This is a genomic window from Pseudomonas sp. 21LCFQ02 (assembly GCF_024129895.2).
GTDB lineage: Bacteria > Pseudomonadota > Gammaproteobacteria > Pseudomonadales > Pseudomonadaceae > Aquipseudomonas.
In genome coordinates this window covers 3,370,710-3,395,485 of record NZ_CM178749.1, presented here as the reverse complement: position 1 = coordinate 3,395,485, position 24,776 = coordinate 3,370,710, and the positions used below count along the sequence as shown (strand labels likewise).

At 62.4% G+C, this 24,776-nt stretch carries 26 protein-coding genes; 8 read left to right on the top strand and 18 right to left on the bottom strand.

The window, feature by feature from the left end; genetic code table 11:
• The first annotated feature begins 2 nt into the window (after positions 1 to 2).
• The 6 genes from NJC40_RS15255 to NJC40_RS15230 all read left to right on the top strand — a co-directional run bounded on the left by NJC40_RS15255 (position 3) and on the right by NJC40_RS15230 (position 6,813).
• Positions 3 to 2,090 (top strand): FUSC family protein, encoded by a 2,088-nt coding sequence (locus NJC40_RS15255; RefSeq protein WP_253140138.1) that lies wholly within the window; start codon positions 3 to 5, stop codon positions 2,088 to 2,090.
• Positions 2,087 to 2,296 (top strand): DUF1656 domain-containing protein, encoded by a 210-nt coding sequence (locus NJC40_RS15250; protein ID WP_045489560.1) that lies wholly within the window; start codon positions 2,087 to 2,089, stop codon positions 2,294 to 2,296. Before NJC40_RS15255 ends, NJC40_RS15250 begins: the two co-directional genes overlap by 4 nt.
• On the top strand, positions 2,293 to 3,180 hold the full coding sequence (locus NJC40_RS15245) for an efflux RND transporter periplasmic adaptor subunit (protein ID WP_253140137.1): 888 nt from the start codon (positions 2,293 to 2,295) through the stop codon (positions 3,178 to 3,180). The genes NJC40_RS15250 and NJC40_RS15245 overlap by 4 nt, the downstream gene beginning before the upstream one ends.
• Positions 3,177 to 4,589, top strand: a complete 1,413-nt coding sequence (locus NJC40_RS15240; protein ID WP_045489554.1) for an efflux transporter outer membrane subunit — start codon at positions 3,177 to 3,179, stop codon at positions 4,587 to 4,589. The genes NJC40_RS15245 and NJC40_RS15240 overlap by 4 nt, the downstream gene beginning before the upstream one ends.
• Positions 4,590 to 4,878: 289 nt before the next feature.
• Positions 4,879 to 5,712 (top strand): ion transporter, encoded by an 834-nt coding sequence (locus NJC40_RS15235; RefSeq protein ID WP_045489551.1) that lies wholly within the window; start codon positions 4,879 to 4,881, stop codon positions 5,710 to 5,712.
• A gap of 105 nt (positions 5,713 to 5,817) precedes the next feature.
• The gene (locus tag NJC40_RS15230) at positions 5,818 to 6,813 is read left to right on the top strand and encodes a sulfate ABC transporter substrate-binding protein (protein WP_253140136.1); all 996 of its coding nucleotides are present in this window, start codon (positions 5,818 to 5,820) and stop codon (positions 6,811 to 6,813) included.
• A gap of 367 nt (positions 6,814 to 7,180) precedes the next feature.
• Here NJC40_RS15230 and NJC40_RS15225 read toward each other — a convergent pair whose 3' ends face one another.
• The 10 genes from NJC40_RS15225 to ccmA form a co-directional block, all read right to left on the bottom strand.
• Entirely contained in the window at positions 7,181 to 7,594 is a 414-nt protein-coding gene (locus NJC40_RS15225) for a hypothetical protein (RefSeq protein ID WP_045489544.1), read from the bottom strand.
• Between the two features lie 9 nt (positions 7,595 to 7,603).
• The gene (gene ccmI / locus NJC40_RS15220; protein ID WP_253140135.1) at positions 7,604 to 8,791 is read right to left on the bottom strand and encodes a c-type cytochrome biogenesis protein CcmI; all 1,188 of its coding nucleotides are present in this window, start codon (positions 8,789 to 8,791) and stop codon (positions 7,604 to 7,606) included.
• Positions 8,788 to 9,270, bottom strand: coding sequence for a cytochrome c-type biogenesis protein (locus NJC40_RS15215; RefSeq protein WP_045489539.1), 483 nt, complete (start codon positions 9,268 to 9,270; stop codon positions 8,788 to 8,790). The genes ccmI and NJC40_RS15215 overlap by 4 nt, the downstream gene beginning before the upstream one ends.
• Positions 9,267 to 9,803: a DsbE family thiol:disulfide interchange protein gene (locus tag NJC40_RS15210; RefSeq protein ID WP_253140134.1), complete on the bottom strand. Its 537-nt coding sequence runs from the start codon at positions 9,801 to 9,803 to the stop codon at positions 9,267 to 9,269. The genes NJC40_RS15215 and NJC40_RS15210 overlap by 4 nt, the downstream gene beginning before the upstream one ends.
• Positions 9,800 to 11,773, bottom strand: coding sequence for a heme lyase CcmF/NrfE family subunit (locus tag NJC40_RS15205; RefSeq protein WP_253140133.1), 1,974 nt, complete (start codon positions 11,771 to 11,773; stop codon positions 9,800 to 9,802). The genes NJC40_RS15210 and NJC40_RS15205 overlap by 4 nt, the downstream gene beginning before the upstream one ends.
• Positions 11,774 to 11,776: 3 nt before the next feature.
• Positions 11,777 to 12,256 (bottom strand): cytochrome c maturation protein CcmE, encoded by a 480-nt coding sequence (gene ccmE, locus NJC40_RS15200; protein ID WP_253140132.1) that lies wholly within the window; start codon positions 12,254 to 12,256, stop codon positions 11,777 to 11,779.
• Positions 12,256 to 12,429, bottom strand: a complete 174-nt coding sequence (gene ccmD, locus NJC40_RS15195; RefSeq protein ID WP_045489531.1) for a heme exporter protein CcmD — start codon at positions 12,427 to 12,429, stop codon at positions 12,256 to 12,258. The genes ccmE and ccmD overlap by 1 nt, the downstream gene beginning before the upstream one ends.
• Positions 12,426 to 13,208 carry a heme ABC transporter permease gene (locus tag NJC40_RS15190; RefSeq protein ID WP_045489528.1) on the bottom strand — a complete coding sequence of 261 codons (783 nt, stop codon included), beginning with the start codon at positions 13,206 to 13,208 and terminating at the stop codon, positions 12,426 to 12,428. Before NJC40_RS15190 ends, ccmD begins: the two co-directional genes overlap by 4 nt.
• A 101-nt stretch (positions 13,209 to 13,309) precedes the next feature.
• Positions 13,310 to 13,981 carry a heme exporter protein CcmB gene (gene ccmB, locus NJC40_RS15185; protein ID WP_253115299.1) on the bottom strand — a complete coding sequence of 224 codons (672 nt, stop codon included), beginning with the start codon at positions 13,979 to 13,981 and terminating at the stop codon, positions 13,310 to 13,312.
• Positions 13,978 to 14,610, bottom strand: coding sequence for a cytochrome c biogenesis heme-transporting ATPase CcmA (ccmA, locus tag NJC40_RS15180; protein WP_253140131.1), 633 nt, complete (start codon positions 14,608 to 14,610; stop codon positions 13,978 to 13,980). The genes ccmB and ccmA overlap by 4 nt, the downstream gene beginning before the upstream one ends.
• A 192-nt stretch (positions 14,611 to 14,802) precedes the next feature.
• On the opposite strand from ccmA, the gene fliK reads away from it, so the two are divergent.
• Both fliK and NJC40_RS15170 read left to right on the top strand, forming a co-directional pair.
• Positions 14,803 to 16,437 (top strand): flagellar hook-length control protein FliK, encoded by a 1,635-nt coding sequence (gene fliK, locus NJC40_RS15175; RefSeq protein ID WP_253140130.1) that lies wholly within the window; start codon positions 14,803 to 14,805, stop codon positions 16,435 to 16,437.
• Positions 16,437 to 16,769, top strand: a complete 333-nt coding sequence (locus NJC40_RS15170) for an EscU/YscU/HrcU family type III secretion system export apparatus switch protein (RefSeq protein WP_045489516.1) — start codon at positions 16,437 to 16,439, stop codon at positions 16,767 to 16,769. Before fliK ends, NJC40_RS15170 begins: the two co-directional genes overlap by 1 nt.
• A 54-nt stretch (positions 16,770 to 16,823) precedes the next feature.
• Here NJC40_RS15170 and NJC40_RS15165 read toward each other — a convergent pair whose 3' ends face one another.
• From NJC40_RS15165 to NJC40_RS15130, 8 genes are all read right to left on the bottom strand, one after another.
• Positions 16,824 to 17,216 carry a DUF2802 domain-containing protein gene (locus NJC40_RS15165; RefSeq protein WP_045489513.1) on the bottom strand — a complete coding sequence of 131 codons (393 nt, stop codon included), beginning with the start codon at positions 17,214 to 17,216 and terminating at the stop codon, positions 16,824 to 16,826.
• Between the two features lie 3 nt (positions 17,217 to 17,219).
• Positions 17,220 to 17,699 (bottom strand): chemotaxis protein CheW, encoded by a 480-nt coding sequence (locus tag NJC40_RS15160; RefSeq protein ID WP_045489510.1) that lies wholly within the window; start codon positions 17,697 to 17,699, stop codon positions 17,220 to 17,222.
• A gap of 63 nt (positions 17,700 to 17,762) precedes the next feature.
• The gene (locus NJC40_RS15155) at positions 17,763 to 18,659 is read right to left on the bottom strand and encodes a CheW domain-containing protein (RefSeq protein ID WP_253140129.1); all 897 of its coding nucleotides are present in this window, start codon (positions 18,657 to 18,659) and stop codon (positions 17,763 to 17,765) included.
• 99 nt (positions 18,660 to 18,758) lie between these two features.
• Positions 18,759 to 19,547: a ParA family protein gene (locus tag NJC40_RS15150; protein WP_045489505.1), complete on the bottom strand. Its 789-nt coding sequence runs from the start codon at positions 19,545 to 19,547 to the stop codon at positions 18,759 to 18,761.
• Positions 19,548 to 19,587: 40 nt separating this feature from the next.
• Positions 19,588 to 20,475 carry a flagellar motor protein MotD gene (gene motD, locus NJC40_RS15145; protein ID WP_045489502.1) on the bottom strand — a complete coding sequence of 296 codons (888 nt, stop codon included), beginning with the start codon at positions 20,473 to 20,475 and terminating at the stop codon, positions 19,588 to 19,590.
• Positions 20,476 to 20,479: 4 nt separating this feature from the next.
• Positions 20,480 to 21,220 carry a flagellar motor protein gene (locus NJC40_RS15140; RefSeq protein WP_045489498.1) on the bottom strand — a complete coding sequence of 247 codons (741 nt, stop codon included), beginning with the start codon at positions 21,218 to 21,220 and terminating at the stop codon, positions 20,480 to 20,482.
• Complete coding sequence (locus NJC40_RS15135) at positions 21,220 to 22,410, bottom strand: protein-glutamate methylesterase/protein-glutamine glutaminase (protein WP_045489495.1); 1,191 nt, start codon at positions 22,408 to 22,410, stop codon at positions 21,220 to 21,222. The genes NJC40_RS15140 and NJC40_RS15135 overlap by 1 nt, the downstream gene beginning before the upstream one ends.
• A 45-nt stretch (positions 22,411 to 22,455) precedes the next feature.
• The gene (locus NJC40_RS15130) at positions 22,456 to 24,747 is read right to left on the bottom strand and encodes a chemotaxis protein CheA (RefSeq protein ID WP_253140128.1); all 2,292 of its coding nucleotides are present in this window, start codon (positions 24,745 to 24,747) and stop codon (positions 22,456 to 22,458) included.
• Positions 24,748 to 24,776 lie beyond the last annotated feature (29 nt).

Sequence of the window (24,776 nt, the reverse complement as noted above, 5' to 3'; positions counted from 1 at the left end):
GCATGAAGGACTTTCTCAGCGACCTGCCGCCCGGCCGCGACTGGCTGCACGGAGTACGCACTTTCGCTGCCTCGATGCTGGCGCTGTACATCGCACTGGCTATGGAAATGCCGCGTCCTTACTGGGCCATGGCCACGGTGTACATCGTCGCCAGCCCGTTTGTCGGCCCGACCAGTTCCAAGGCCCTGTACCGGGCGCTAGGCACACTGACTGGCGCCTGCGCCTCGGTGATCCTGGTGCCGATTTTCGTCCAGACGCCGATCCTGCTGGCCATCGTTATTGCCTTGTGGACCGGCACCCTGCTGTACCTGTCGCTGCACCTGCGTACCGCCAACAGCTACGCGCTGATGCTGGCCGGCTACACCATGCCGCTGATTGCCTTGCCCGCCGTGGACAACCCCCAGGCGGTGTTTGAAATTGCTGTGTCGCGTACCGAAGAAATCTTCCTCGGGATCACCTGCGCCGCGGTGGTCGGCGCCATGTTCTGGCCACGGCGCCTGGCGCCGGTGTTCCGGGCCAGCACCGACAAATGGTTCAGCGATGCCACCCTGTACAGCGAGCAGTTTCTCAGCCGCAACGTTGACCCCGGCGAGGTCGCGGGCCTGCGCACCGCCATGGCCGCCGGGTTCAACAGCCTGGAGCCAATGATTGGCCAATTGCGCCATGAGGGTGCGCATAAACAGACCGTGCGACACGCGCTGGAACTGCGCGGGCGGATGATCCATCTGCTGCCGGTGATCGACGCGCTCAACGACGCGCTGTGGGCGCTGGAACGGCGCTGCCCGGAACGCATGGCCGACCTTTCGGCCCTGCTGATCGAGGCGCGCCACTGGCTGCGAGCCACTGCCAGGGGCCTGCAACCGGAGCAGTGGGACTATCTGCATCAGGCGTTGCAACGCCTGCAACCGGACGCCGAACAGCTCGACGAGCGCGAGCACCTGCTGCTCTCCAACGCCCTGTATCGCCTGGGCGAGTGGATCGATCTGTGGCAGGACTGCCGAAGCTTGCAACAGGCTATCGAGGCCGATGATGGCCGGCCCTGGCAGGCGGTGTACCGACACTGGCGGCTGGGACGGATCAGCCCGGCGCTGGATCGCGGTCTGATGCTCTACTCGGTGGCTTCGGCGGTGCTGGCGATTGTCGTCGCTTCGCTGATCTGGATTTTCATGGGCTGGCAGGACGGCGCCAGTGCAGTGATTCTGGCCGCAGTGTCGTGCAGCTTCTTTGCCGCCATGGATGACCCGGCGCCGCAGATCTACCGGTTCTTCTTCTGGACCCTGGTTTCGGTGGTGCTGTCGAGCCTGTACCTGTTCGTGGTGCTGCCCACAGTGCATGACTTCCCGATGCTGGTACTGGCCTTTGCAGCGCCATTCATCACGGTGGCGACCCTCAGCGCCCAGCCGAAATTCTTCCTGCCTACGGTGCTGACGGCGGTAAACACCGCGACGTTCGTCAGCGTGCAGGGCGCCTATGACGCCGACTTTCTGGTGTTTATCAACAACAATCTGGCCGGCCCCGCCGGTCTGCTGTTCGCGTTCATCTGGACGCTGATCATGCGCCCGTTCGGTGTAGAGATGGCCGTGCGCCGCATGACCCGTTTCAACTGGCAGGACATTGTCAGCCTGAGCGAACCGGCCACTCTGGCCGAACATCGGCGCCTGGGCGTGCAGATGATCGACCGCCTCATGCAGCAGGTGCCACGCCTGGCCCAGACCGCCCAGGACAGCAGCACGCCACTGCGTGAACTGCGGGTGGCGTTGAACCTGCTTGACCTGCTGGCCTGGACACCCCGGATCCCGACCTCCTGTCAGGCACCGCTGCGTCAGGTGGTCGCGCAGATCGGCGGTTATTTTGCCGCCTGCCTCAAGGCCGGGGAGCGCCTGCCGGCCCCCAACGGCCTGCTGATGACGCTGGACCGAACCCGGCGGGCGCTGAACAGCCAGGCCCCGGCCGAACCTCAGGCACGCCTGCACCTGCTGCATGCCCTGAGCGGCCTGCGCCTGGCACTGCTGCCGGGGCTGGAGATCATCGACGTCAATGGCCAAAGCATCGAACAACCGATCCACGGCCCCGATGGAGCACCCGCATGATTGGCGAGCTGGATATCAACGGGATCTTCATCCCGACCTTTCTGGTGCTGATGGGCCTGGCGTACCTGTTGTTTCTGGCTGTTCACGCTGTGCTGTCGCACACCCGCTTTTATCGTCTGGTCTGGCACCGGGCGTTGTTCAACACAGGTTTGTATGCCCTGCTGCTGGGCGTACTGGACACCTTTAGCCGGTACCTGATGACATGAAAAAACCGATCCTGACCTTGGGCCGCGTGGTCCTGACGTTAATTGTGGTGGCGCTGGCCAGCGTGCTGGTGTGGCGCATGGTGATGTACTACATGTTCGCGCCCTGGACCCGCGACGGGCACATTCGCGCCGACATCGTGCAAATCGCCCCGGATGTATCCGGGCTGATCCAGCAGGTCCAGGTGCGCGACAACCAGCAGGTCAGCAAGGGCCAGGTGCTGTTCAGCATTGACCAGGACCGCTTCAAACTGGCGCTGCGCCAGGCCCAGGCCACCGCAGCCGAGCGTCAGGAAACCTGGCAGCAGGCGCAACGCGAGAATCGCCGCAACCGGTCGCTGGGCAATCTGGTATCGCGCGAACAACTGGAAGAGAGCCAGTCCAAAGAGGCCCGGGCGCTGTCAGCACTCAATGAAGCCAGAGTGTCAGTGGACGCCGCGCAACTGAACCTGGATCGCTCGGTGATCCGTAGCCCGGTGGATGGCTACCTCAACGACCGCGCCCCACGCCCCCATGAATTCGTCACTGCCGGGCGGCCGGTGCTGTCACTGGTGGATGCAGCCTCCTACCACATCGACGGCTACTTCGAAGAAACCAAACTCGACGGCATCCATATTGGCTCAAAGGTCGATATCCGCGTGGTGGGCGACAATGCGCGCCTGACAGGCCATGTCGTGAGCATGGTCGCCGCCATCGAAGACCGTGACCGCACCAGCAGCAGCAACCTGTTGCCCAACGTCAACCCCGCGTTCAGTTGGGTACGCCTGGCGCAGCGTATCCCGGTGCGCATTGCCTTCGACCAAGTGCCCGAGAATTTCCGCATGATCGCCGGGCGTACCGCCACCGTGTCGATCATCGACGCCTCACACCAGGAGGCCGTGCAATGAAACCGGCCTTACGCCTGCTGGCGCTGAGCGTCGGCGCCCTGCTCTCGGCCTGTCAGGTGGTCGGCCCGGACTACCAGCCACCCAAGGACGCCGCAGTCAATCGTGCCGACCTGCAAGGTACGCTGGGCAACTCGGCCAATGTGGTTTCAGCGCCGGTGCCTGAGCATTGGTGGCGGCTGTACCAGGACCGGCAACTCGATGAGCTGGTGCGCCAGGCGCTGGCCAGCAACACCGACCTGCGCATCGCAGCGGCCAACCTGCAACGCTCGCGCTACCAGAGCGCCGAGGCCGAAGCCGCCGGAGGTTTTCACGGCAGCGCCAAGGCCGGCGCCCAGCGTTTACAGGAATCGGGCGAAGCCTTTCTGCTGGCTGAAAAAGTCCCGGTGGCAACCGTGGGTGATGTGGGTCTGACCACCTCGTATCAGTTTGACCTGTTCGGCACCCTGCAACGCGGCATCGAAGCGGCCCAGGCCAATGTCGACGCCACCCAGGCGGCGGCTGATACGGCGCGCATTACCGTGGTGGCCGACGTGGTGCGGGCCTACACCCAGGTCTGCGCCGCCAACGAAGAGCTGGCCATCGCTCACCAGTCGCTGGACCTGCAACAACAGAGCGTGAACCTCAACCAGCGCCTGCGCGATGCCGGGCGTGGCGATCAGACCCAGGTGACCCGCTCGCAGACCCAATTCAAGTCGCTGCGCGCCGAACTGCCGCGCTATGAAGCGCTACGCCAGAGCGCGCTGTTCCGGCTGTCGATGCTGCTGGCCAAACCCGTGGCGCAACTGCCGGCCGGAGTCGAGAACTGCGCCGAGCTGCCGCACCTCGCCCAGGTCATTCCGGTGGGCGACGGCGCCGCGCTGCTCAAGCGCCGCCCCGATGTCCGCCAGGCCGAGCGTCACCTGCACATGGCCACTGCCGAAATCGGCGTGGCCACCGGCGAGCTGTACCCGGACATCAGCATTGGCGCCTCGGTGGCGACCATCGGTTTTCTTGATCATCTGGGCAAACCCGCCACCAATCGCTGGGGCTTCGGCCCGCTGATCAGTTGGACCGTGCCGAGCAATGGCACCCGGGCGCGCATCCATCAGGCCGAGGCGGCAAGCCAGGTCGCGCTGGCGCGCTTCGACGCCGTGGTGCTCAATGCCATCCGCGAAACCCAGACCAGCATGGCCCAGTACACCGCCCTGCTCGACCGCCGCGATGCCTTGGTAGAAGCCGAGCAATCGGCCAAAGAAGCCGCCGAACAGACCCATCGGTTTTACCAGGCCGGCCGGGAGTCATTCCTGGCGGACCTGCAGGCCACCCGCACCTACACCCAGATGCGTGCACAACTGGCGCAGGCCAATACCCAGGTGGCGATGGGGCAGATCGATCTGTTTCTGGCGTTGGGTGGGGGCTGGCAGCAGTAGCCCGACTCAAGCCCGAGCATGCCCGAACGGGCAGCTTCGCAGAAATCTCTCACAAAATTTCGGAAAAAATCTGACATCCAGCAGGTAGTAAACATCAGAAACCAGGAGCAGACTCTCACAACTTTTTCAGCACCAGGGAAACAGACGTTTCCCTGAACAAGGCTTAACCTGCAGCCAGGCGACTGGGAGCAATTGCTCAAGGAGGCGAAATCACAGGCTGAGCGCTTGAATACGCTCGCCATCGCTGTCGAATGACCACCGAGCCATCCTTGCCACGCAGAGACCACCCATGAGCACCACCCCAAACCGCCGCGAGCGGTTGCACACGGTCATCTTCCAGACCGACACCCCCGCCGGCCGCCGCTTCGACCAGACCTTGCTGGTGATCATCCTGCTCAGCCTGCTGGTCACCATCATTGACAGTATCGAGAGCATCCACGCCGAATACGCCACCGCGCTGGCCTGGATCGAATGGGGCTTCACAGCGGTGTTCGCCGTCGAGTACCTGCTGCGCCTGTACTGCTCGCCCCGGCCATTGAAGTACGCTTTCAGCTTTTATGGGCTGGTCGACCTGCTGGCGATCATCCCCGGCATCCTGGCGATTTATTACAGCGACGCCCAGTATCTGTTGATCGTGCGGATCATCCGCATGTTGCGTATCTTCCGGGTCCTGAAAATGGGCATGTACCTGCGCCAGGCCCACTACCTGCTCGAAGCACTGCGCGGCAGCAAACAGAAGATCATCGTGTTTCTGGCCAGCGTCTCGACCCTGGTAACGGTGTTCGGCACCCTGATGTACGTGATCGAAGGCCCGGAGCATGGCTTTACCAGCATTCCGAAGGGCATTTACTGGGCCATCGTGACCCTGACCACCGTGGGCTTTGGCGACATCGTGCCCAAGACCCCGGTGGGCCAGATGGTTTCATCGCTGGTGATGATCATCGGTTACTCGATCATCGCGGTCCCCACCGGAATCTTCACCGCCGAGCTGGCCAATGCCATGCGCGGTGAACAGCTCAAGCACGACTGCCCGGTGTGCGCCAAGAAACAGCATGAACACGGCGCAGCGTTCTGTTCACGGTGCGGCAACGCGCTGTTCCCGAAACTCGACGATCGGGCATAAGTAAATATTTTTTTAATCTTTAATGGCAAGGTGCCCCGCCGTTATGATCGCGGCAGCTGGATATCTGCCGCATAACAACGACGCACTCATCTAAAGGAATCTGCTGTGAAGAAACTATTCGCCGCCTCACTGCTGGCCGCCGGCCTGGCTCTGGGCAGCAGCGCCCAGGCCGCGCCGCTGCTGAACGTCTCCTACGACGTGATGCGCGACTTCTATAAAGACTACAACGTCGCGTTCCAGAAGCATTGGGAGGCCCAGCACAAGGAAAAGGCCACCGTGCAGATGTCCTTTGGTGGTTCGAGCAAGCAGGCCCGTTCGGTCATCGACGGTCTGCCGGCGGATGTGATCACCATGAACATGGCCACCGACATCAACGCCCTGGCCGACAACGGTGAGCTGGTGCCCAAAGACTGGGTGACGCGCCTGCCAAACAACAGCGCGCCGTTCACCTCCGCCACGGTATTCATCGTGCGCAAGGGCAACCCTAAAGCCCTGAAAGACTGGCCGGATCTGATCAAGGATGGCGTTGAGGTCATCGTGCCGAACCCCAAGACCTCGGGTAATGGTCGTTACACCTATCTGTCGGCCTGGGGCTACAGCCTGAAGAATGGCGGCGATGAAGCCAAGGCCAAAGAGTTTGTCGGCAAGCTGTTCAAGCATGTGCCGGTGCTGGACAGCGGCGGCCGTGGCGCCACCACCACATTCATGACCAACCAGATCGGCGACGTGCTGGTGACCTTCGAGAACGAAGCGGAAATGATCGCCCGTGAATTTGGCCGTGATCAGTTTGAAGTGATCTATCCGAGTGTTTCTGCTCAGGCCGAGCCACCGGTAAGCGTGGTTGACAAGGTGGTCGACAAGAAGGGTTCGCGTGCCCTGGCTGAAGCCTATCTGAAGTATCTGTGGTCGCCTGAGGGTCAGGAGATCGCCGCCAATAACTTCCTGCGCCCGCGTGATGAAACGGTACTGGCCAAGTACAAGGACCGCTTCCCGAAGGTTGACTTCCTATCGGTAGAGAAGACCTTTGGTGACTGGCGCACCGTGCAGAAGACGCACTTTGTCGATGGTGGCGTGTTCGACCAGATTTACACCGGCAAGTAGGAGCGGCTTTAGCCGCGAAGACCTTCCGTTCTGCGCAAGAGTCTTTGCCGCGGTTGTCTGGACTGCGGGCGAACGTCCCTCCGTCCGGCGTCGATTCGGGGGCCGGCGCGATGGGCGTCCTGCCCAACGCACCTGCTCCTGATCTCAAGAGCAGCGACATCCATGTCGGTTTCTCCCCCGAATCAACGCCTACCCTCGGCCAGCGCCCAAGTCGCGATTTGCGGCGCCTGTGCCATCTCGGCTCAAAGATCAAAAGCAAAATCAACGGCAACGATCTACAGCCGAGCACAGATCATTTGGAATGCGATCTTGCAGGCGCCGCCGCGGCGAATGTACACCGCTCAACCCGTCAAAATCTCATCGCACATCAATTACCGAACTTCTGCCCCAACCCACCCGGCACACCATTGGCATCGGTAGGCTGCCAGGGCCCGTCAGGCTGGGTTGACCAGCTCCAGCCGTTGTTCCACTGGTAGTACGTGCGCTGGCGATAAAACGTGTTGGTCTTGCCATCGAGCACATAGACGCCCAGTTTCTGATCCCAATGACTATTGCCCCCTGGCGGCGGCGCAAAGCTGGCTGAGGTTTTGGCAGGAGCCGGTTTCACAGGCTGGCTCGGCTTGGGCTTCGGCGTGCCCGGTTGCGACGGGCCCGGCAGGCTCTTGATCGACTCCTGGCTGCGCGGCCCGGAGGGTGGCTGGTGTACCGCACAGGCGCTCAGGCCCATGACGGCGGCCAGCAAGGTTGTGCGGGCAAGGCGCCAGGTGATGACAGCAGACATGGCAAGTACCTATTCAGAACGGTCAATGATCAACGCTTGACGGGCCGTCGTGCTGGTCGCCAGTGGTGGGCTGTTGCCCACCCATTCACCCTTGGTTGGCTGCCCGGCACGCGACACCCGTGCACTGAGTTGGACTTGCGCGAAGTTCGACAGTTTCAGTTGCGGCATCATGGCGTCGGCATCGCTCATCTGCACCTCGATCGGCAGGTCAGCCACAGTCACCCGCCTGACCGCCAACGGCGCAGGCGGGCCGCCTACGGCACGGGCAAAGATGAATACACTGTCGCCGGGCTGTACCTTGTCTTTTAACGCGGCGGCCAGTTCGACCCGGACCTTGAGCTGCGGGCCACTGACGGCTGGCGCCGGCGCGGTGGTGCCGAGGTTTTCACGGGCTCTGGCGATGCCACCTTCCAGCGCGGCACGGGACGGGTCCTGAACCGGCAGCAACTGTTGCAGGCGGGTCCAGTAGTCCACCGCGTCCTGATAACGCTTGCTCTCGAACGCCGCGATGCCCAGCAAGCCCAGGCTGGTGACTTCGTTGGCATCGGTTTTCAGGGCTTCGTCAGTCAGCGCCTGCACCTGCGGGGTAAAGGTCTTGTTCGCGGCGAAGTACAACGCCTGGGCCCATTGCCCCAACAGTTCCGGTTGACGGCCGGTCAGTGCCGCTGCGCGTTCGAACTGCCGCGCTGCATCGGCCGGGCGTTGCTGGGCCATGTAGCTGCGGCCCAGAAAGTAGAAGCCCTCGGCCGATTCGGGCTGGACTTCGACGGTCCGCTCCAGGCGACGGGTCATTTCTGCCAGCGAAGTCGGCGGTTCGGCGAACTCCCGGCTCAGCTCGACCCGCTCACTGGCGCCGTAATGCAGGTAAAGACCTACCCCCAGCAGCGGCACCAGGATGGCGGCGGTCAACGGCCAGGCTTTACCCAGGCTGCCCGCCGCACGGGCGCGGTCGCTGCCTTCGGTATCAGCCAGCAGTTCGCGTGCGGCTTCGGCCTTGCCGATGTCCAGTTGCTCGGCACTCAGCCCGCCCGCATCACGTTGGGCCTGCAACTGCGCCAGCCGCTCTTCGTACAGCTCGATATTGACTGCCGTGCGATCCGCAGCAGCCGCCAGCGGGCGGCCACGCAGGATCGGAATCAGCAGGAAACTTGCAGCCACCAGTGACACAAGCCCGACGGCCATCCAGAAATCGATCATTGCCGGTGTTTATCCATGGGGTGGTTATTCAAAAGATTCGCCAGACGCTCGCGCTCTTCGTCAGAAAGCGTTGCATCGCTGTGCACCGCAAGGCGCCGACGCCGGACGATCAGCGCAATCACAGCGCCGCCGACGATCAACAGGCCGGCCGGGCCGAACCACAGCAGCCAGGTGCGGGCCGTGAGGGTCGGCTTGTAGCGCACGAACTCGCCGTAGCGATCGACCATGTAATCGACGATCTGGCGATTGCTGCGGCCCTCTTCCAGCAACCGGTAGATTTCCTTACGCAGATCGGCAGCGATCGGCGCATTGGAGTCGGCAATGTCCTGATTCTGGCACTTGGGGCAGCGCAGTTCGCGGGTCAGCTCGGCAAACCGCGCCCGCTCGGCTTCATCGCGAAAGGTATGCGCCTCGATGGCGGCCTGGGCCAGACCGGTCAGCCCCAGACTCAACAGCGCAGCGGCCAGCCAGCGCTTCATGGCCGGGCCTCGTCAACCAGTGCCTGATAACGGCCGGCCAGTTGCTCGCGCCAGACCTGATCGTCGATCACTCCGACGAATTTGTGGCGGATGATGCCTTGGCTGTCGATCAGGAAGGTTTCCGGAGCGCCGTATACGCCAAGGTTCAGACCCAGCGTACCGTCATCGTCGCGGATATTGAGCTGGTAAGGGTTATGAAAGTCCTTGAGCCACTTCTGCGCCTCGGCGTTCACATCCTTGTAGTTGATGCCATGGATCACCACCCCCTGCTGCGCCAGCCGGTTGAGCACCGGGTGTTCGGCGCGGCAGGCCACGCACCAGGTGGCCCAGACGTTGACCAGCGCCGGGCGCCCGATCAAGTCGGCACGGGTCAGGGTCCTGGCGCTGCTGACATCGCGCAGGCTGAACTCGGGAAACGGCTTGCCGATCAGCGCCGACGGCAACGCGGCAGGGTCAAGAAACAGGCCGCGAAACAACAGCGCGCTGAGGCCGAGAAAGACCACCAGGGGGATCAACAGAATCCAGCGTCTCATGACAATGCTCCGGCAGGACTGAGGGCCTGGCGTACCTTTTGGCTGACCTTGAGCCGATAGCGGCGATCCAGCGCCGCCAGGAAACCGCCCAGCCCGGTCAGCAGGCCGCCCAGCCAGATCCAGCGCACGAACGGTTTGACATGAATACGCACCGCCCAGGCGCCCTGCTCCAGCGGCTCGCCGAGCGCCACATACAGGTCGCGGGTAAAGCCTGCATCAATACCGGCCTCGGTCATCATCGACTGCTGCACGGTGTACAGACGCTTCTCCGGGTGCAGGACGCTGATTGGCTGCTCATTACGCAGAACCCGCACCGTGCCCCGGTCGGACGTGAAGTTCGGCCCCTCGTAATGCCGGGCACCTTCGAACACGAAGCGGTAACCGCCCAGTTCGGTGGATTGCCCCGGCGCCAGGCGCAGGTCGCGTTCGATACTGTGCTGGCTGGAAAGCACCACCCCCAGCGCGCACAGCACCAGCCCCAGGTGCGCCAGCTGCATGCCCCAGTAACTGCGGCTCAGACCGGCCAGCCCTTTGAACAGGCCCTTGTGGCGGATCTTGTCGTGGATATCCCGCAACGCGCCCAGCACCACCCAGCCAGCCAGCAATACCACGGCCAGTACCGCCCACTGGCCTTCGCCAAGGATCAGGCCCAGCGCCACCGCCAATACCACGCTGCCGATCAACACCGGCGTCAGCATGCCCAACAGCCACTTGACCGGTGTGTCTTTCCAGCGCACCAGCACGCCGACACTCAGCACCGCCATCAGCAACGCCATCAGCGGCACGAACAGGGTATTGAAGTACGGCGGGCCGACCGACATCTTGGCACCGCTGAGGGCATCAATGACCAACGGATACAAGGTGCCCAGCAAAATCATCGACGCCGCGACCACCAGCAGCAGATTGTTGGCCAACAGCAGGGTTTCGCGCGACCAGAGGGCGAAGCCGACCTGGCTCTTGACCACCGGCGCACGCACCGCGAACAGCGTCAGCGAGCCGCCGACCACCAGCAGCAGGAAAGCCAGGATAAACACCCCGCGCTCCGGATCGGTAGCAAAGGCGTGGACCGAGGTCAGCACCCCGGAACGGACCAGGAAGGTCCCCAGCAGGCTCAGGGAAAAGGCAGCGATGGCCAGCAGCACCGTCCAGCTTTTGAATACGCCGCGCTTTTCTGTCACTGCCAGTGAGTGGATCAGTGCCGTGCCCACCAGCCAGGGCATGAACGAGGCATTCTCCACCGGGTCCCAGAACCACCAGCCGCCCCAGCCCAGTTCGTAATAGGCCCACCAGGAACCAAGGGTGATGCCAACGCCGAGAAATGCCCAGGCGACCATGGTCCATGGCCGCGACCAGCGCGCCCAGGCCGCATCCAGACGGCCACCAAGCAGCGCCGCGATGGCAAAGGCAAAGGCCACCGAAAAGCCGACATAGCCCATGTACAGCATCGGCGGGTGGACGATCAGGCCAATATCCTGCAACAACGGGTTGAGGTCGCGGCCGTTGGCCGGGCTCTGCGGCAACAGGCGCAAGAACGGGTTGGAGGTAAGAATCAGAAACGACAGAAAGCCCACGCTGATCATGCCCATCACCGCCAGCACCCTGGCCAGCATCTCGTGTGGCAATTGCCGTGAAAGGACTGACACCGCGAAGGTCCAGCCGCCCAGAATCAATGCCCAGAGCAATAGCGAACCCTCGTGGGCGCCCCACACCGCGCTGAACTTGTAATACCAGGGCAGCGCGCTGTTGGAGTTTTGCGCGACATAAGCCACGGAAAAATCATCGCTCATGAACGCCTGGGTCAGGCAGCCGAAGGCGAACAGCAGAAACGCGAATTGCCCCCAGGCAGCGGGACGGGCGATGCTCATCCACAAACGATCACCGCGCCAAGCGCCAATCAGCGGCAGGCTGGCCTGGACCAGGGCAAAGCACAGCGCGAGAATCATGGCCAGATGGCCGAGTTCGGGAAGCATGGCTTACCCCTCCCTGGAGACTGATGGAACGGCTGCGGCAGGCGTCGGGCTGTCAGTCTTGCCACTGTCTTGCAAAGCCTTGGTGACCTCCGGCGGCATGTATTTCTCATCGTGCTTGGCCAGCACCTCATCGGCTTCGACCACGCCTGCGGCATTGAGCCGGCCCAGGGCGACGATGCCCTGCCCTTCGCGGAACAGATCCGGAAGGATGCCCTGATAGCGGATGGTCACCGAACGGTTGTAGTCGGTGACCACAAAGCGTACCTCAAGCGAATCCGGCGAGCGTTGCAATGAGCCCTTTTGCACCATGCCACCGGCGCGGATACGGGTGTCCAGCGGCGCTTCGCCATTGGCGATCTGGGTCGGGGTATAGAACAGGTTGATGTTCTCTTGCAGGGCGCTGAGGGCCAGCCCCAGCGCCGCGCCGATGCCCGTCAGCAACGCAAGGATCAATAGCAGACGCTTTTTACGCTGCGGGTTCATCACTTCCCCTCCCGGCGCAGGCGACGGGCCTGCTCCTGCAAATAGCGGCGCCGGGACAGCAGCGGCAACGCGATATTGATCAACACCACCAGCACGAACAGGCCATAGGCCGACCAGACGAACAGCCCGTGGCGGCCCATGGCCAGAAAGTCGGCAAAGGATTCGAAACTCATGGTTGCACCTGCGTGACCGGACGCCCCAGGGTTTTGAGCACTTCATCCTGGACCCAGCGGGTCCGGGCCTCGCGCTTGAGCACTTCAAGACGCATGCGCAGCAGCAGCACGCTGGCGAAGAACGCGTAAAAACCCAATGTGGTGAACAGCAGCGGCAGCCACATTTCAGCGGGCATCGCCGGTTTTTCTGTGAGGGTGAAGGTCGCGCCTTGGTGCAGGGTGTTCCACCACTCCACCGAGTACTTGATGATCGGGATGTTCACCACCCCGACAATCGCCAGCACCGCGCAGGCCTTGGCGGCGCTGTCGCGGTTGCTGATGGCGTTGCCCAGCGCGATCAGCCCCAGATACAGAAACAACAGAATCAGCATGGACGTCAGCCGCGCATCCCAGACCCACCACGACCCCCAGGTCGGCTTGCCCCAGATCGCCCCGGTCAACAGCGCCAGGGCGGTCATCCAGGCGCCGATGGGCGCCGCGCATTGCAGTGCAACGTCAGCCAGCTTCATGCGCCAGACCAGCCCCACCACGCCGCAGGCCGCCAGCATCATGTAGCACGACTGAGCCAGGATGGCGCTGGGCACATGGATATAGATGATCCGGAAGCTATTGCCCTGCTGGTAGTCCGCTGGCGCGAAGGCCAGACCCCAGACCACTCCCACAGTCAGCGACAGCGCGGCAAACGCCGCCAGCCAGGGCAACCAGCGGCCGCTGAAGTCGTAGAAGGTTTTCGGTGAGCCCAGACGGTGAAACCAGGCCCAACTAATGCTGCTTTTCATGAAACTGCCTTTGTTCACGGTTACACAAACGCTGTGGGCCGGTTACCCGCATCGCCTGCAAGGGGTCGCTGATGACCGCTACAGCGGTCTCGGCACCTCGATTATTCACCTACGCTGATTTTCAAGCCCTCAGCAATGGCCAATGGGCAGAGCGTCAATGCCAGCACCGCCAAGCAACTCAACCACAGAAGGTAGCCAGCAACCGGCATGCCCTGCAGGGACGCCTGGAGCGTACCGCTGCCCAGAATCAGCACCGGAATGTACAGCGGCAAAATCAGCAGGGCCAGTAACAGACCGCCGCGCTTGAGGCCGACGGTCAGCGCGGCACCGACCGCGCCCAGCAGGCTCAATACCATGGTGCCCAGCAACAGTGACGCCACCAGTGCCGGCACGCAGCGCGTAGGCAACCCCAGCATCAAGGCCAGCACAGGTGCCAGCAACACCAGCGCCAACCCGGAAAACAGCCAGTGTGCCAGCACCTTGGCCAACACCATAAGCGCCAGCGGGTGCGGCGAAAGGACCCACTGCTCAAGCGAGCCGTCTTCAAAATCGCTGCGAAACAGACCGTCCAGCGACAACAACACCGCCAACAGCGCTGCGACCCACACCAATCCCGGCGCCAGGGTCTGCAACAACTGCGCTTGTGGCCCTACCGCGAGGGGAAACAGAGCAATCACGATAGCGAAAAAAACCAGTGGGTTGAGCAACTCCGCCGGACGGCGGACCAACAGGCGGACTTCGCGCCCCAGCAGAAGGATAAAGACCTGCCTCATGCCTGCACCTGCGCCAGATCAAGGTTGCGGTAACCGGCCGGCCGACGCTGCAGCAGGTGGTGGGTGGTCATCACCAGCAAGCCACCCTGCTCACAGTGCTCGACCAGCCGTGCCTCCAGCTGCGCCACACCGTGCACATCAAGCGCGGTGAACGGCTCGTCAAGAATCCAGGTATCAGGACCGGGCAGATACAGCCGGGCCAACGCCACCCGGCGTTGCTGACCGGCCGACAGGGTATGGCAAGGCACGTCCTCGAAACCGCGTAACCCCACCCGCTCCAGCGCCTGCCACAGCACAGCAGGCGGCACCGGTTGATGCAGTGCGCACAGCCAGGCGAGGTTCTCCAGTGGCGTCAGCACATCCTTGATCCCGGTGGCATGGCCGATCCACAGCAGATGACGGTCCGGTTGCCCTCGCTGCCCGGCCAATGGCAGGCCGTTGAGGCTAACCTGCCCGGCGGCCGGGCGCATCAGGCCACAGAGCAGACGTAACAGGCTGGTCTTGCCACTGCCATTGGGGCCGCTGACTTGCAGCATGTCCCCCGACCGCAATTGCAGGTCAAGATGCTCGAACAGCAGCCGCCCGTCACGTTCGCAACACAGGCCCTCAGCCTGTAGAGTCACACTCATCGCACACATCCGCCAGTACACTGCGCACAGCCGGAACAGACACGGCGCTGCGAGCGGGTTAAATGGAGGTTCAAGTCGGCCTCGTAACGGCCGTTACACTGATGCAAGGTTCTTGCAAGCCCGGCAAAAAAAGCTGGGATTATACATGGCAGCCCGCTCCCCAAAGCGTCTAATTCAGCAGGTCACAGCTTAATGACAGGTGATATTGCCAGCGTCCCGCCGGCCAATCCCAACCTGGCCCAACTGCGTGCCAGCATCACGGCCAATCAGGTTCTGACCCTGTTCAACGCTGCGGCCAATCTGATCCCCCAAGGTCAGACCGCCGAAGCTGAAGTGGTCACCCTCAAGCAGATCGACCAGCAATTTCAGTTGCTGCTGCGGGTGATGCTGGGTAACGGTAACCAGACCAGCCTGCAGGTGAAGAGCAACCTGCCGCTGACACCCGGCACCCAATTGCTGGTGGCGCAAGCATCACCCAATGAACTGACGCTGTCGTTGCAGCAGATCAACAGTGCATTGAATAACCTCAAGACCGAACTCGATACCCGGCAGATACCGATCGGTACGCTGTTGCAGGGCAAGGTGCTGACCAGTCAGGTCATCAACTCACTGACCACAGCGCCTTCGGGCCCCGGCCAACCCGCTGGTCCGGCCTCGGGCCAAGGGCTCACCGCCCAGTATCGCTCGATCGTGCTGCTGCTCAACACCGCGCTGGCGGGCACCAGTTTGAGCATCGACAGCCCAGAGCCACTGAAGCTGGGCAGCCTGCTCAGCGCCCGGGTGCTGGGCAGCCAGGCGCTGAACTTTGTCCCCCTGCCCGGCGGCCTCGATCAATTGGCGGTCGCTCAGCAACTGAGCACTCAACAGAGCCGCCAAGGGTCGCTGGAGAATTTGTTCAACGCCCTGCAGAACCTGCCACGCAGCCAGGCCCCGATCGCCCCTGCACTGCAAGCCAGGGTTGACCAGTTATTGGCCGATATTCCCGACATTGAGCAAATGGCCAGCCCGCGCAATGTGGCACAAGCGCTTAACGCCAGCGGCCTGTTCATGGAGTCAAAACTGTTGGCCGGCCAGAACCTGACGCAGTTGCCGGACATGAAAGCCAATCTGATGCGCCTGATCGCCCAGATCCTGCCGCCCGGAGTGCCGGCCAACACCGCCTACAGCGCCGCCGCCGCGTCCAACACGCTGGTCCGGGTGATGCCCAGCGCCATCCGCGCCGCCTTGGGCACTCTGGGCCAGCTCGCGCCGCCGGTGATGCCGAGCAGCTTTCCGCTGCCGGCACGCGATGCCGGTGCAGGCGCAGAAAAAGATGACCTGGAGCTGTTGCTCAAACTGGCGGCCGCAGCGGTATCACGGGTGCAGAGCCATCAACTCGGCGCGCTGGAACAGACCCGCACCCAGCCCGATGGAACCCAGCTGACCACCTGGCAGACTGAAGTGCCGATGCGCCATGCGCATGAAATCGTGCCGCTGCAGGTCAAGGTACAACGCGAAGACTCGCCAGAGCGGCAAGAACAACAGGGCCGCGAAGAGGAATCAGGAGCACAGCAGCGCGAGCAGCTCTGGCGCATCGACCTGAGTTTTGATCTGGAGCCGCTGGGGCCTTTGCAGGTTCACGCGCAATTGGTGCGCGGCACTTTGTCCAGCCAGCTCTGGGCCCAGCGCGAGGACAGTGCGCAGTTGATCGAGCGCGAACTTGGCTACCTGCGCGAGCGCCTGGTTGCCTGCGGCCTGGCGGTGGGCGAGCTGGCCTGCTCCCATGGCAGCGCACCACAAGGCCCACGTACCCACCTTGAACAACGCTGGATCGACGAGAACGCCTGATGAGCCATTCTGACCTTGCCAACCCTCGCCAGGCCATTGCCCTTACCTACGACGGCCAGCAGGCACCCACCCTCAGCGCCAAAGGTGACGACCGCCTCGCGGAAGAAATCCTCAGCATTGCCCGCGAGCACGAAGTGCCGATCTATGAGAATGCCGAACTGGTCAAGCTGCTGGCACGCCTGGAGCTGGGCGACAGTATTCCTCAGGAGCTGTATCGCACCATCGCCGAAATCATCGCTTTTGCCTGGCATTTGAAGGGCAAGTTTCCGGCGGGCCAGGGGCCGAATGACCCACCGCGGGAAAAAGACATCACCCCGCTCAGAGGGCGCTAGGCGCGAACTTCAAGCCACAAGCGGCACTCTCATGCCGCTCGTGGCTTGCCGCCTTCAACTGTTCTTGTGCAGCTTGCTCATCAGTTGCGCTTCGGCCTGGGTCAGGCCGCAAGACTGGGTGAGCTCTTCGACGCTGGCCCCCATCCCCACCAGCCGAGCCGCCTGGGCAAAGGTCAGGGTCGAAGGATCACGTTGCTCCAGGGCCGTGATCTTGTCCGGCAACACGGCGACGATGGCACGCAGTTCGTGCAGATCCTCGCCCATGCCGACCGTGCCCTTCTGGAAGTTTTCCACTCGCCGGGCCAGCTCGCGCAGACGTTGCTCACGGGCTTCATCAGCCTTGCTACGCTGCTCATCGAGCTGACGCTGGCGCTTGATATGATTCAGCAGCACAACCAGGGTCACGACCCAGAGCATGCCCAGAACACCGACAGCGATCCACAGCATCGGTCAGATGTTCTCCAGCTCGGACCATTCTTCCTCGGTCATCATCTTGTCCAGCTCAACCAGAATCAGCAATTCGCCGTTCTTGTTGCACACGCCCTGAATGAACTTGGCCGACTCATCGTTACCCACGTTCGGCGCGGTCTCGACTTCGGACTGACGCAGATAGACCACTTCCGCCACGCTGTCGACCAGGATACCGACCACCTGCTTGTCGGCTTCGATGATCACGATCCGGGTGTTGTCACTGACCTCGACCGGGGCCAGACCAAAGCGCTGGCGCGTGTCGATCACCGTGACCACGTTACCGCGCAGGTTGATGATACCCAGCACATAGCTGGGAGCACCTGGCACCGGCGCGATTTCGGTGTAGCGCAGCACTTCCTGGACCTGCATCACATTGATGCCGTACGACTCGTTGTCCAGACGGAAGGTCACCCACTGCAGGATGGGATCTTCGGAACCTTGTGCAGACGACTTATTCATGTTTCCAACCCCTCACCTAGTGCTGTGCAGGCAGCGCAACAAGCGCCAGCCAATGATTATCGATTATCTGAGCGTGTTCATTTGCTTGACCGCGCCACTGGCGATCAACTCGGCCAACTGTGCAACATCGAGCAAGGCGCACATATGCTCAATCACTGTACCGGCCAGCCATGGCCGATGACCGCGCTGGGCGCGCCACTTGATTTCCTGCGGGTCCAGGCGCAGCGAACGGCTGACCTGATGCACCGCCAACCCCCACTCGTAACCTTGTACCGAAATCACATACTTCAATCCCTGGCGGAAATCTTCCCGATAGCGGTCCGGCATGACCCAGCGGGCGGTGTCGAGCACCTTCAGGTTGCCGGCCTGACACGGCAGGATGCCCAGGAACCAGTCAGGCTGACCAAACAGCGGCGTCAGTTCCTGCCCTTCCAGAGAATAGATCGCCCCCAGACACACCAACGGCACCGCCAGGGTCAAACCCGCCACATCGAACAACAGGCACTCGAACGGCTCGGCAGCCCAGTCCGGACGCCCATCGGTGGCCGGTGGTGGTGGCGGGCTCTGATCGAGCCGGGTGTTGAGCTCAGCCACTGGCTCGGCCCGCGCAATGGCCGACTCCAGCGCCTCGACGACCGGAACCTCGAGCTTGGGCACCACCACTTCAGGCACCACCACCGGAACCGGCAGCTCGACCCTGTCCTGAACCTTGGCCTGGACCGCAACAGCAACCGGTACTGCCACCGATGCCGGCGCCGCGACAGCCACTGCCAGCGGTTTGGGTGCCAGCATACGGGCGTCATGCGCCTGCTCTTCAAGCACAGCCGCCTTGAATTCATCGAAATGATCAACCGGCGCCGGCACCACCAACAGCTCGTCGGTGACGTCTTGCAGCAGCGCATCCAGATACGACTGCAAAGCCACCTGTGGCCGGGTTGCCAAATCTACGGGGCGAATCATGTCAGAACCCAACCAGAAAAAGTGCCATGCCTCATTGACCGGGTTATCGGCTGCCGGGTGCACAGGCTTGAGCGCACGAACAAGGATTTAAACGTCACCTCAGGCCACCTGCGCTGTCAGTTGTTCGGCCAACAGGTGCTTGAGCAACGCACGATAGGCCAGTACCCCACGACTCTTGGGGTCATTCTGCGAAGGGGTCACTCCGGCCCGGCTGGCATCGCGCAGGCGGGTGTCGACCGGCACGTAGGCTTTCCAGACATGTTCCGGGAAGCTGTCACGCAGCAGCTTGAGGGTGCCCATCGAAGCCTGGGTGCGTCGATCGAACAGGGTCGGCACGATGGTGTACGGCAACGGCACCTTGCGCGAGCGGTTAATCATCGCCAGCGTGTTGACCATGCGTTCCAGGCCCTTGACCGCGAGAAACTCGGTTTGCACCGGAATCGCCAGTTGCTGACTGGCCGCCAGCGCATTGACCATCAACACGCCCAACAACGGCGGGCTGTCGATCAGCGCATAGTCAAAATCCTGCCACAGTTGCGCAAGGCTTTTGGCAATCACCAAGCCCAGGCCGCTCTGGCCTGGCGACTGGCGCTCCAGAGTGGCCAGTGCGGTACTGGACGGCAACAGCGAAATCCGCTGATCGCTGGTCGGCAGCAGCAACTGGCCGGGCAGGCCTTGAGGCACTGCACCTTTATGCAAAAACAGGTCGAAAGCGCTGTGCTCCAGCTCGTCAGGGTTATGGCCGAAGTAACTGGTCATCGAGCCATGCGGGTCCAGATCGACCACGACCACACGCTTGCCCGAGTCAGCCAGCAGGCCGGCCAGGGCAATGGTCGTGGTGGTCTTGCCGACCCCACCTTTCTGATTGGCGACTGCCCAGACTCTCATTTAGCTGTATTCCTTGTGCACGGCAATGTCCCTGACCGTTCTAGCGAGCGGGTGACGGAGAATTGACGGCATTGGTGCCTGACGGTGGACTTGCCGGAGCCGGTGCAGTTTGTGTGCCAGCACGCCGTAATGCTGCATCAGGGGTGGCATTGGCTGAACCACCTGCGGTCAGACTGCGGCGCACATCCAGGTTACGGGAAATAACCAGCACCACGCGGCGATTCTGCGCCCGCCCCTGCGCGGTGGCATTACTGGCGATTGGCTGAAACTCAGCGTACCCCACTGAAGCCATGCGCGCCGGATTGACGCCGTACATGGCCAGCAGACGCACGATGCTCGCCGCCCGTGAAGCGGACAGCTCCCAGTTGGTCGGGAACTGCGCGGTGTTGATCGGTTGATCGTCTGTGAAACCTTCGACATGCACCGGGTTATCGAAGCGTTTGACGATATTGGCCACCCTTTCGATGATGCTGAAGGCCTGATTGCTGGGCATGGCGTCACCGCTGCCGAACAACAGGCTGGAATTAAGCTCGATCTCAACCCACAACTCGTTGCCGCGCACGGTCATTTGGTCGGAGCGCAACAGGTCGCCGAATCCGGCGCGCACATCATCGGCGATGGCCTGCAACGGATCGACCGTTTTGGCACCGATACCGGCGTCGGTCTGCTCACTGTCTTTCAGAAGAGGCTCGGCAGGCCGGGTGGTCTGCGGCCGCTGCTCACCGATCGGAATCGGCTGCATGGTCCGCTCAGCGTCATTGAACACCCCGACCAGCGCCTGGGACAGAATCTTGTACTTGCCCTCATTGAGTGACGAGATCGAGTACATCACCACAAAAAAGGCGAACAGCAAGGTGATGAAATCCGCGTAGGACACCAGCCAGCGTTCGTGATTTTCATGCTCTTCGTGGCGGCGACGACGGGACATGCGGTTACTCCATGAAGCCTTGCAGCTTGAGCTCAATGGAGCGCGGGTTTTCACCCTCGGCAATGGACAGCAGGCCTTCGAGCAGCATCTCGCGGTAGCGCGACTGGCGCAGGGCAATCGCCTTGAGTTTGTTGGCCACCGGCAGCAGGAAAAGGTTGGCACTGGCCACGCCATAGATCGTGGCGACGAACGCGACCGCGATACCGCCACCCAACTGGCTCGGGTCGGCCAGATTGCCCATCACGTGGATCAGGCCCATGACCGCACCGATGATGCCGATGGTCGGCGCGTAACCGCCCATGCTTTCGTAAACCTTGGCGGCCTGGATATCGCGGTTTTCCTGGGTAATGAAATCGACTTCCAGAATACTGCGAATCGACGCCGGCTCCGCACCGTCAACCAGCAGTTGCAGGCCCTTGCGCGCATAGGGGTCAGGCTCGGTGTCTGCCACGCTCTCCAGCCCCAACAGGCCTTCCTTGCGCGCCGTCATGCTCCAGCCAATGATCCGGTCAATGCCGCCAGGCAGATCGATGCGTGGCGGAAACAGAATCCAGCGCAGGATCTGCACGGCACGTTTGAACGCACTCATCGGTGCCTGCAACAACGCAGCCGCCAGGGTGCCGCCCAGCACGATCAGCGCAGCCGGGCCGTTGACCAGCGAGCTGACATGCCCGCCCTCAAGCAGATTGCCACCCAGAATCGCGACAAACGCCAGAATCAGGCCGATAAGGCTCAGTACATCCATTACAGGCACGCCTCCACGATGTGCCGGCCGATATCGTCCAGGCTGTACACCGCATCCGCCAGATCAGCCTTGACGATGGCCATCGGCATACCATAAATCACGCAACTGGCCTCATCCTGGGCCCATACGGTGCTGCCGCCCTGCTTGAGCATGCGCGCACCTTCACGGCCGTCGGCGCCCATTCCGGTGAGGACCACCGACAGCACCTTGTCACCGTAGGCCTTGGCCGCCGAGCCAAAGGTGATATCCACGCACGGCTTGTAGTTCAGGCGCTCATCACCGGGCAGGATTTTCACCGCGCCACGGCCATCGACCATCATCTGTTTGCCACCCGGAGCCAGCAACGCCAGACCCGGACGCAGCAGATCACCGTCTTCGGCTTCCTTGACGCTGATCTTGCACAACTTGTCGAGGCGCTCGGCAAACGCCTTGGTAAAGGCTGCCGGCATGTGCTGGATGAGCACGATGGGCGCCGGGAAGTTGGCAGGCAATTGGGTCAACACGCGCTGCAACGCAACCGGCCCACCGGTGGAGGTGCCAATGGCTACCAGCTTGTAGGCCTTGCGCCGTGGCGCCGGCGAATGATGAGCATGGGCCGGCGCAGCAGCCGGGCTGGCGGATGCTGTGACCGGCGCAGCGCGACTGGTCAACGGCCGGGTAGCCGCCGGAGCAGGCGCCGGCGCCACAGGGGGCGGCGTGCGCCGCACACTCGGGCTGGCCGCAGGTGCCGGGGCGGATGCGGTAGCCGCAGGCGTTGACTGCGAGCTGCTGCCAAACGAGCTGAAACGACGATTACTGCGCGCGATGCTGTTGATCTTCTCGCACAGCAACTGTTTGACCTTGTCAGGGTTGCGCGAGATGTCTTCGAAATTCTTGGGCAGGAAGTCGACCGCACCGGCATCCAGCGCGTCGAGTGTGACCCGCGCGCCCTCGTGGGTCAGGGAGGAGAACATCAATACCGGCGTAGGGATACGCTGCATGATGTGGCGGACCGAAGTGATGCCGTCCATCATCGGCATCTCGTAGTCCATGGTGATCACATCAGGCTTGAGCGCCAGGGCCTGTTCGATGGCTTCCTTGCCGTTGGTTGCGGTACCGACCACCTGAATGAGCGGGTCCGAAGAGAGGATTTCCGTAACGCGGCGGCGGAAAAAACCCGAATCATCCACCACCAGGACCTTGACTGCCATAAACACTCCAATAGACCTCGGGACAATACTGCCCCGGGGCCAGAATCAAATACGCCGTGCGGCGTAACGCTTGAGCATGCTCGGAACATCAAGGATCAAGGCAATCCGACCGTCACCGGTAATGGTGGCGCCCGACATGCCAGGGGTGCCTTGCAGCATCTTGCCCAGCGGTTTGATGACCACCTCTTCCTGGCCGACCAGTTGATCGACCACGAAACCAATGCGCTGCGTGCCGACCGACAGAATCACCACGTGCCCTTCGCGCTGCTCCTCATGAGCTGCCGACTTGATCAGCCAGCGTTTGAGGTAGAACAGTGGCAGTGCCTTGTCGCGCACGATCACCACTTCCTGGCCGTCAACCACATTGGTGGTCGACAGGTCGAGGTGGAAGATTTCGTTGACGTTGACCAGCGGGAATGCAAACGCCTGGTCGGCGAGCATCACCATCAGGGTCGGCATGATCGCCAGGGTCAGCGGCACCTTGATGACGATCTTCGAACCCTGGCCCTTGGTCGAATAGATGTTGATCGTACCGTTGAGCTGGGAAATCTTGGTTTTCACCACGTCCATGCCCACCCCACGACCGGACACATCGGAAATCTCGGTCTTGGTCGAGAAGCCGGGGGCGAAGATCAGGTTGTAGCAGTCGCTGTCGCTGAGACGATCAGCCGCGTCCTTGTCCATGACGCCGCGCTTGACCGCAATGGCGCGCAGCACGGCCGGGTCCATGCCCTTGCCGTCATCGGAAATCGACAACAGGATGTGATCGCCTTCCTGCTCGGCCGACAGCACCACCCGGCCACTGCGTGACTTGCCGCTGGCCTCACGCTCCTCAGGAGTTTCCACACCGTGGTCGACCGCGTTACGCACCAAGTGCACCAACGGGTCAGCGAGCGCCTCGACCAGGTTCTTGTCCAGGTCGGTCTCTTCACCCACCAGTTCCAGGTTGATCTCTTTCTTGAGCTGGCGTGCCAGGTCACGAACCAGACGCGGAAAGCGGCCGAAGACTTTCTTGATCGGCTGCATGCGGGTCTTCATGACCGCGGTTTGCAGGTCGGCGGTGACCACATCCAGGTTGGAAACCGCCTTGGACATCGCTTCATTGCCGCTGTTGAGGCCAAGGCGTACCAGACGGTTACGCACCAGCACCAACTCGCCGACCATGTTCATGATCTCGTCAAGCCGCGCGGTATCGACGCGCACCGTGGTTTCGGCTTCTGTCGCGGTCGGCTTCTCGGCTGGCGCGGCAGCAGCTCTGGCCGGTGCGGCAGCGGCAGGCTTGGCCGCCGCGGGCGCAGGCGCAGGCGCAGCAGCAGGCTTGGCCACCGCAGGCTCGACCTTGGCGACAGGGGCTGGCGGCTTGGCCGCCGGCGCTGCGGCGGCAACCGCGCCGCTTACTGCCGCCGGTTCGAACTTGCCCTTGCCGTGCAACTCGTCGAGCAGGTTTTCAAATTCGTGATCGGTGATTTCATCCGATGCAGGGCTGCTGGCAGGTGCCGCAGGGGCAACGGCCACCGCTTCTACAGCGCCGCTGAACGAGCCTTTGCCGTGCAACTGATCAAGCAGCGACTCGAATTCGTCGTCGGTGATTTCATCCGAGGCAGCGCCAGCGGGCGCTGCGACAGCAGGTGCTGCAGCACTGACAGTGGCGACGCTGGCATCGAACGAACCCTTGCCATGCAACTGATCGAGCAGCGCTTCGAATTCGTGATCGGTGATTTCATCACTCGCTGCAGCCGCAGGCGCGGCTGGCGCAGACGGCGTAGCGGCGACCGGGCTGCCGACCGGGCCGTGCAGGGAGTCGAGCAGCCGCTCGAACTCATCGTCGGTGATCAGGTCGGAGCCGGCCTCCCCGGCAGCCGGTGCAGCCGCCTCGACCACCGGTTCCGGCGCGGGCTCCGGAGCCGGCTCAGGAGCCGCTGCCACCGCAGCCACTTCGTCAGCTGACTCAGGCTCTGCCAGCCGTGACAGTGCCTGCAGCAGCTCAGGGGTAGCAGGCGTGATGTCACTGCGCTCACGCACCTGGCCGAACATGCTGTTGACGGTATCCAGTGCTTCGAGGACCACGTCCATCAATTCGGCGTTAACGCGACGCTCACCCTTGCGCAGGATGTCGAATACGTTCTCGGCAATGTGGCAGCACTCGACAAGCTCATGCAACTGAAGGAAGCCGGCGCCTCCTTTTACAGTGTGAAAACCGCGAAAAATTGCGTTGAGCAAGTCCGCGTCATCCGGGCGACTTTCAAGCTCGACCAGTTGTTCAGACAATTGCTCGAGAATTTCGCCGGCCTCTACCAGAAAATCCTGGAGGATCTCTTCATCGGCGCCGAAGCTCATTGGGGTGCTCCCTAAAATTAACCGTCAAC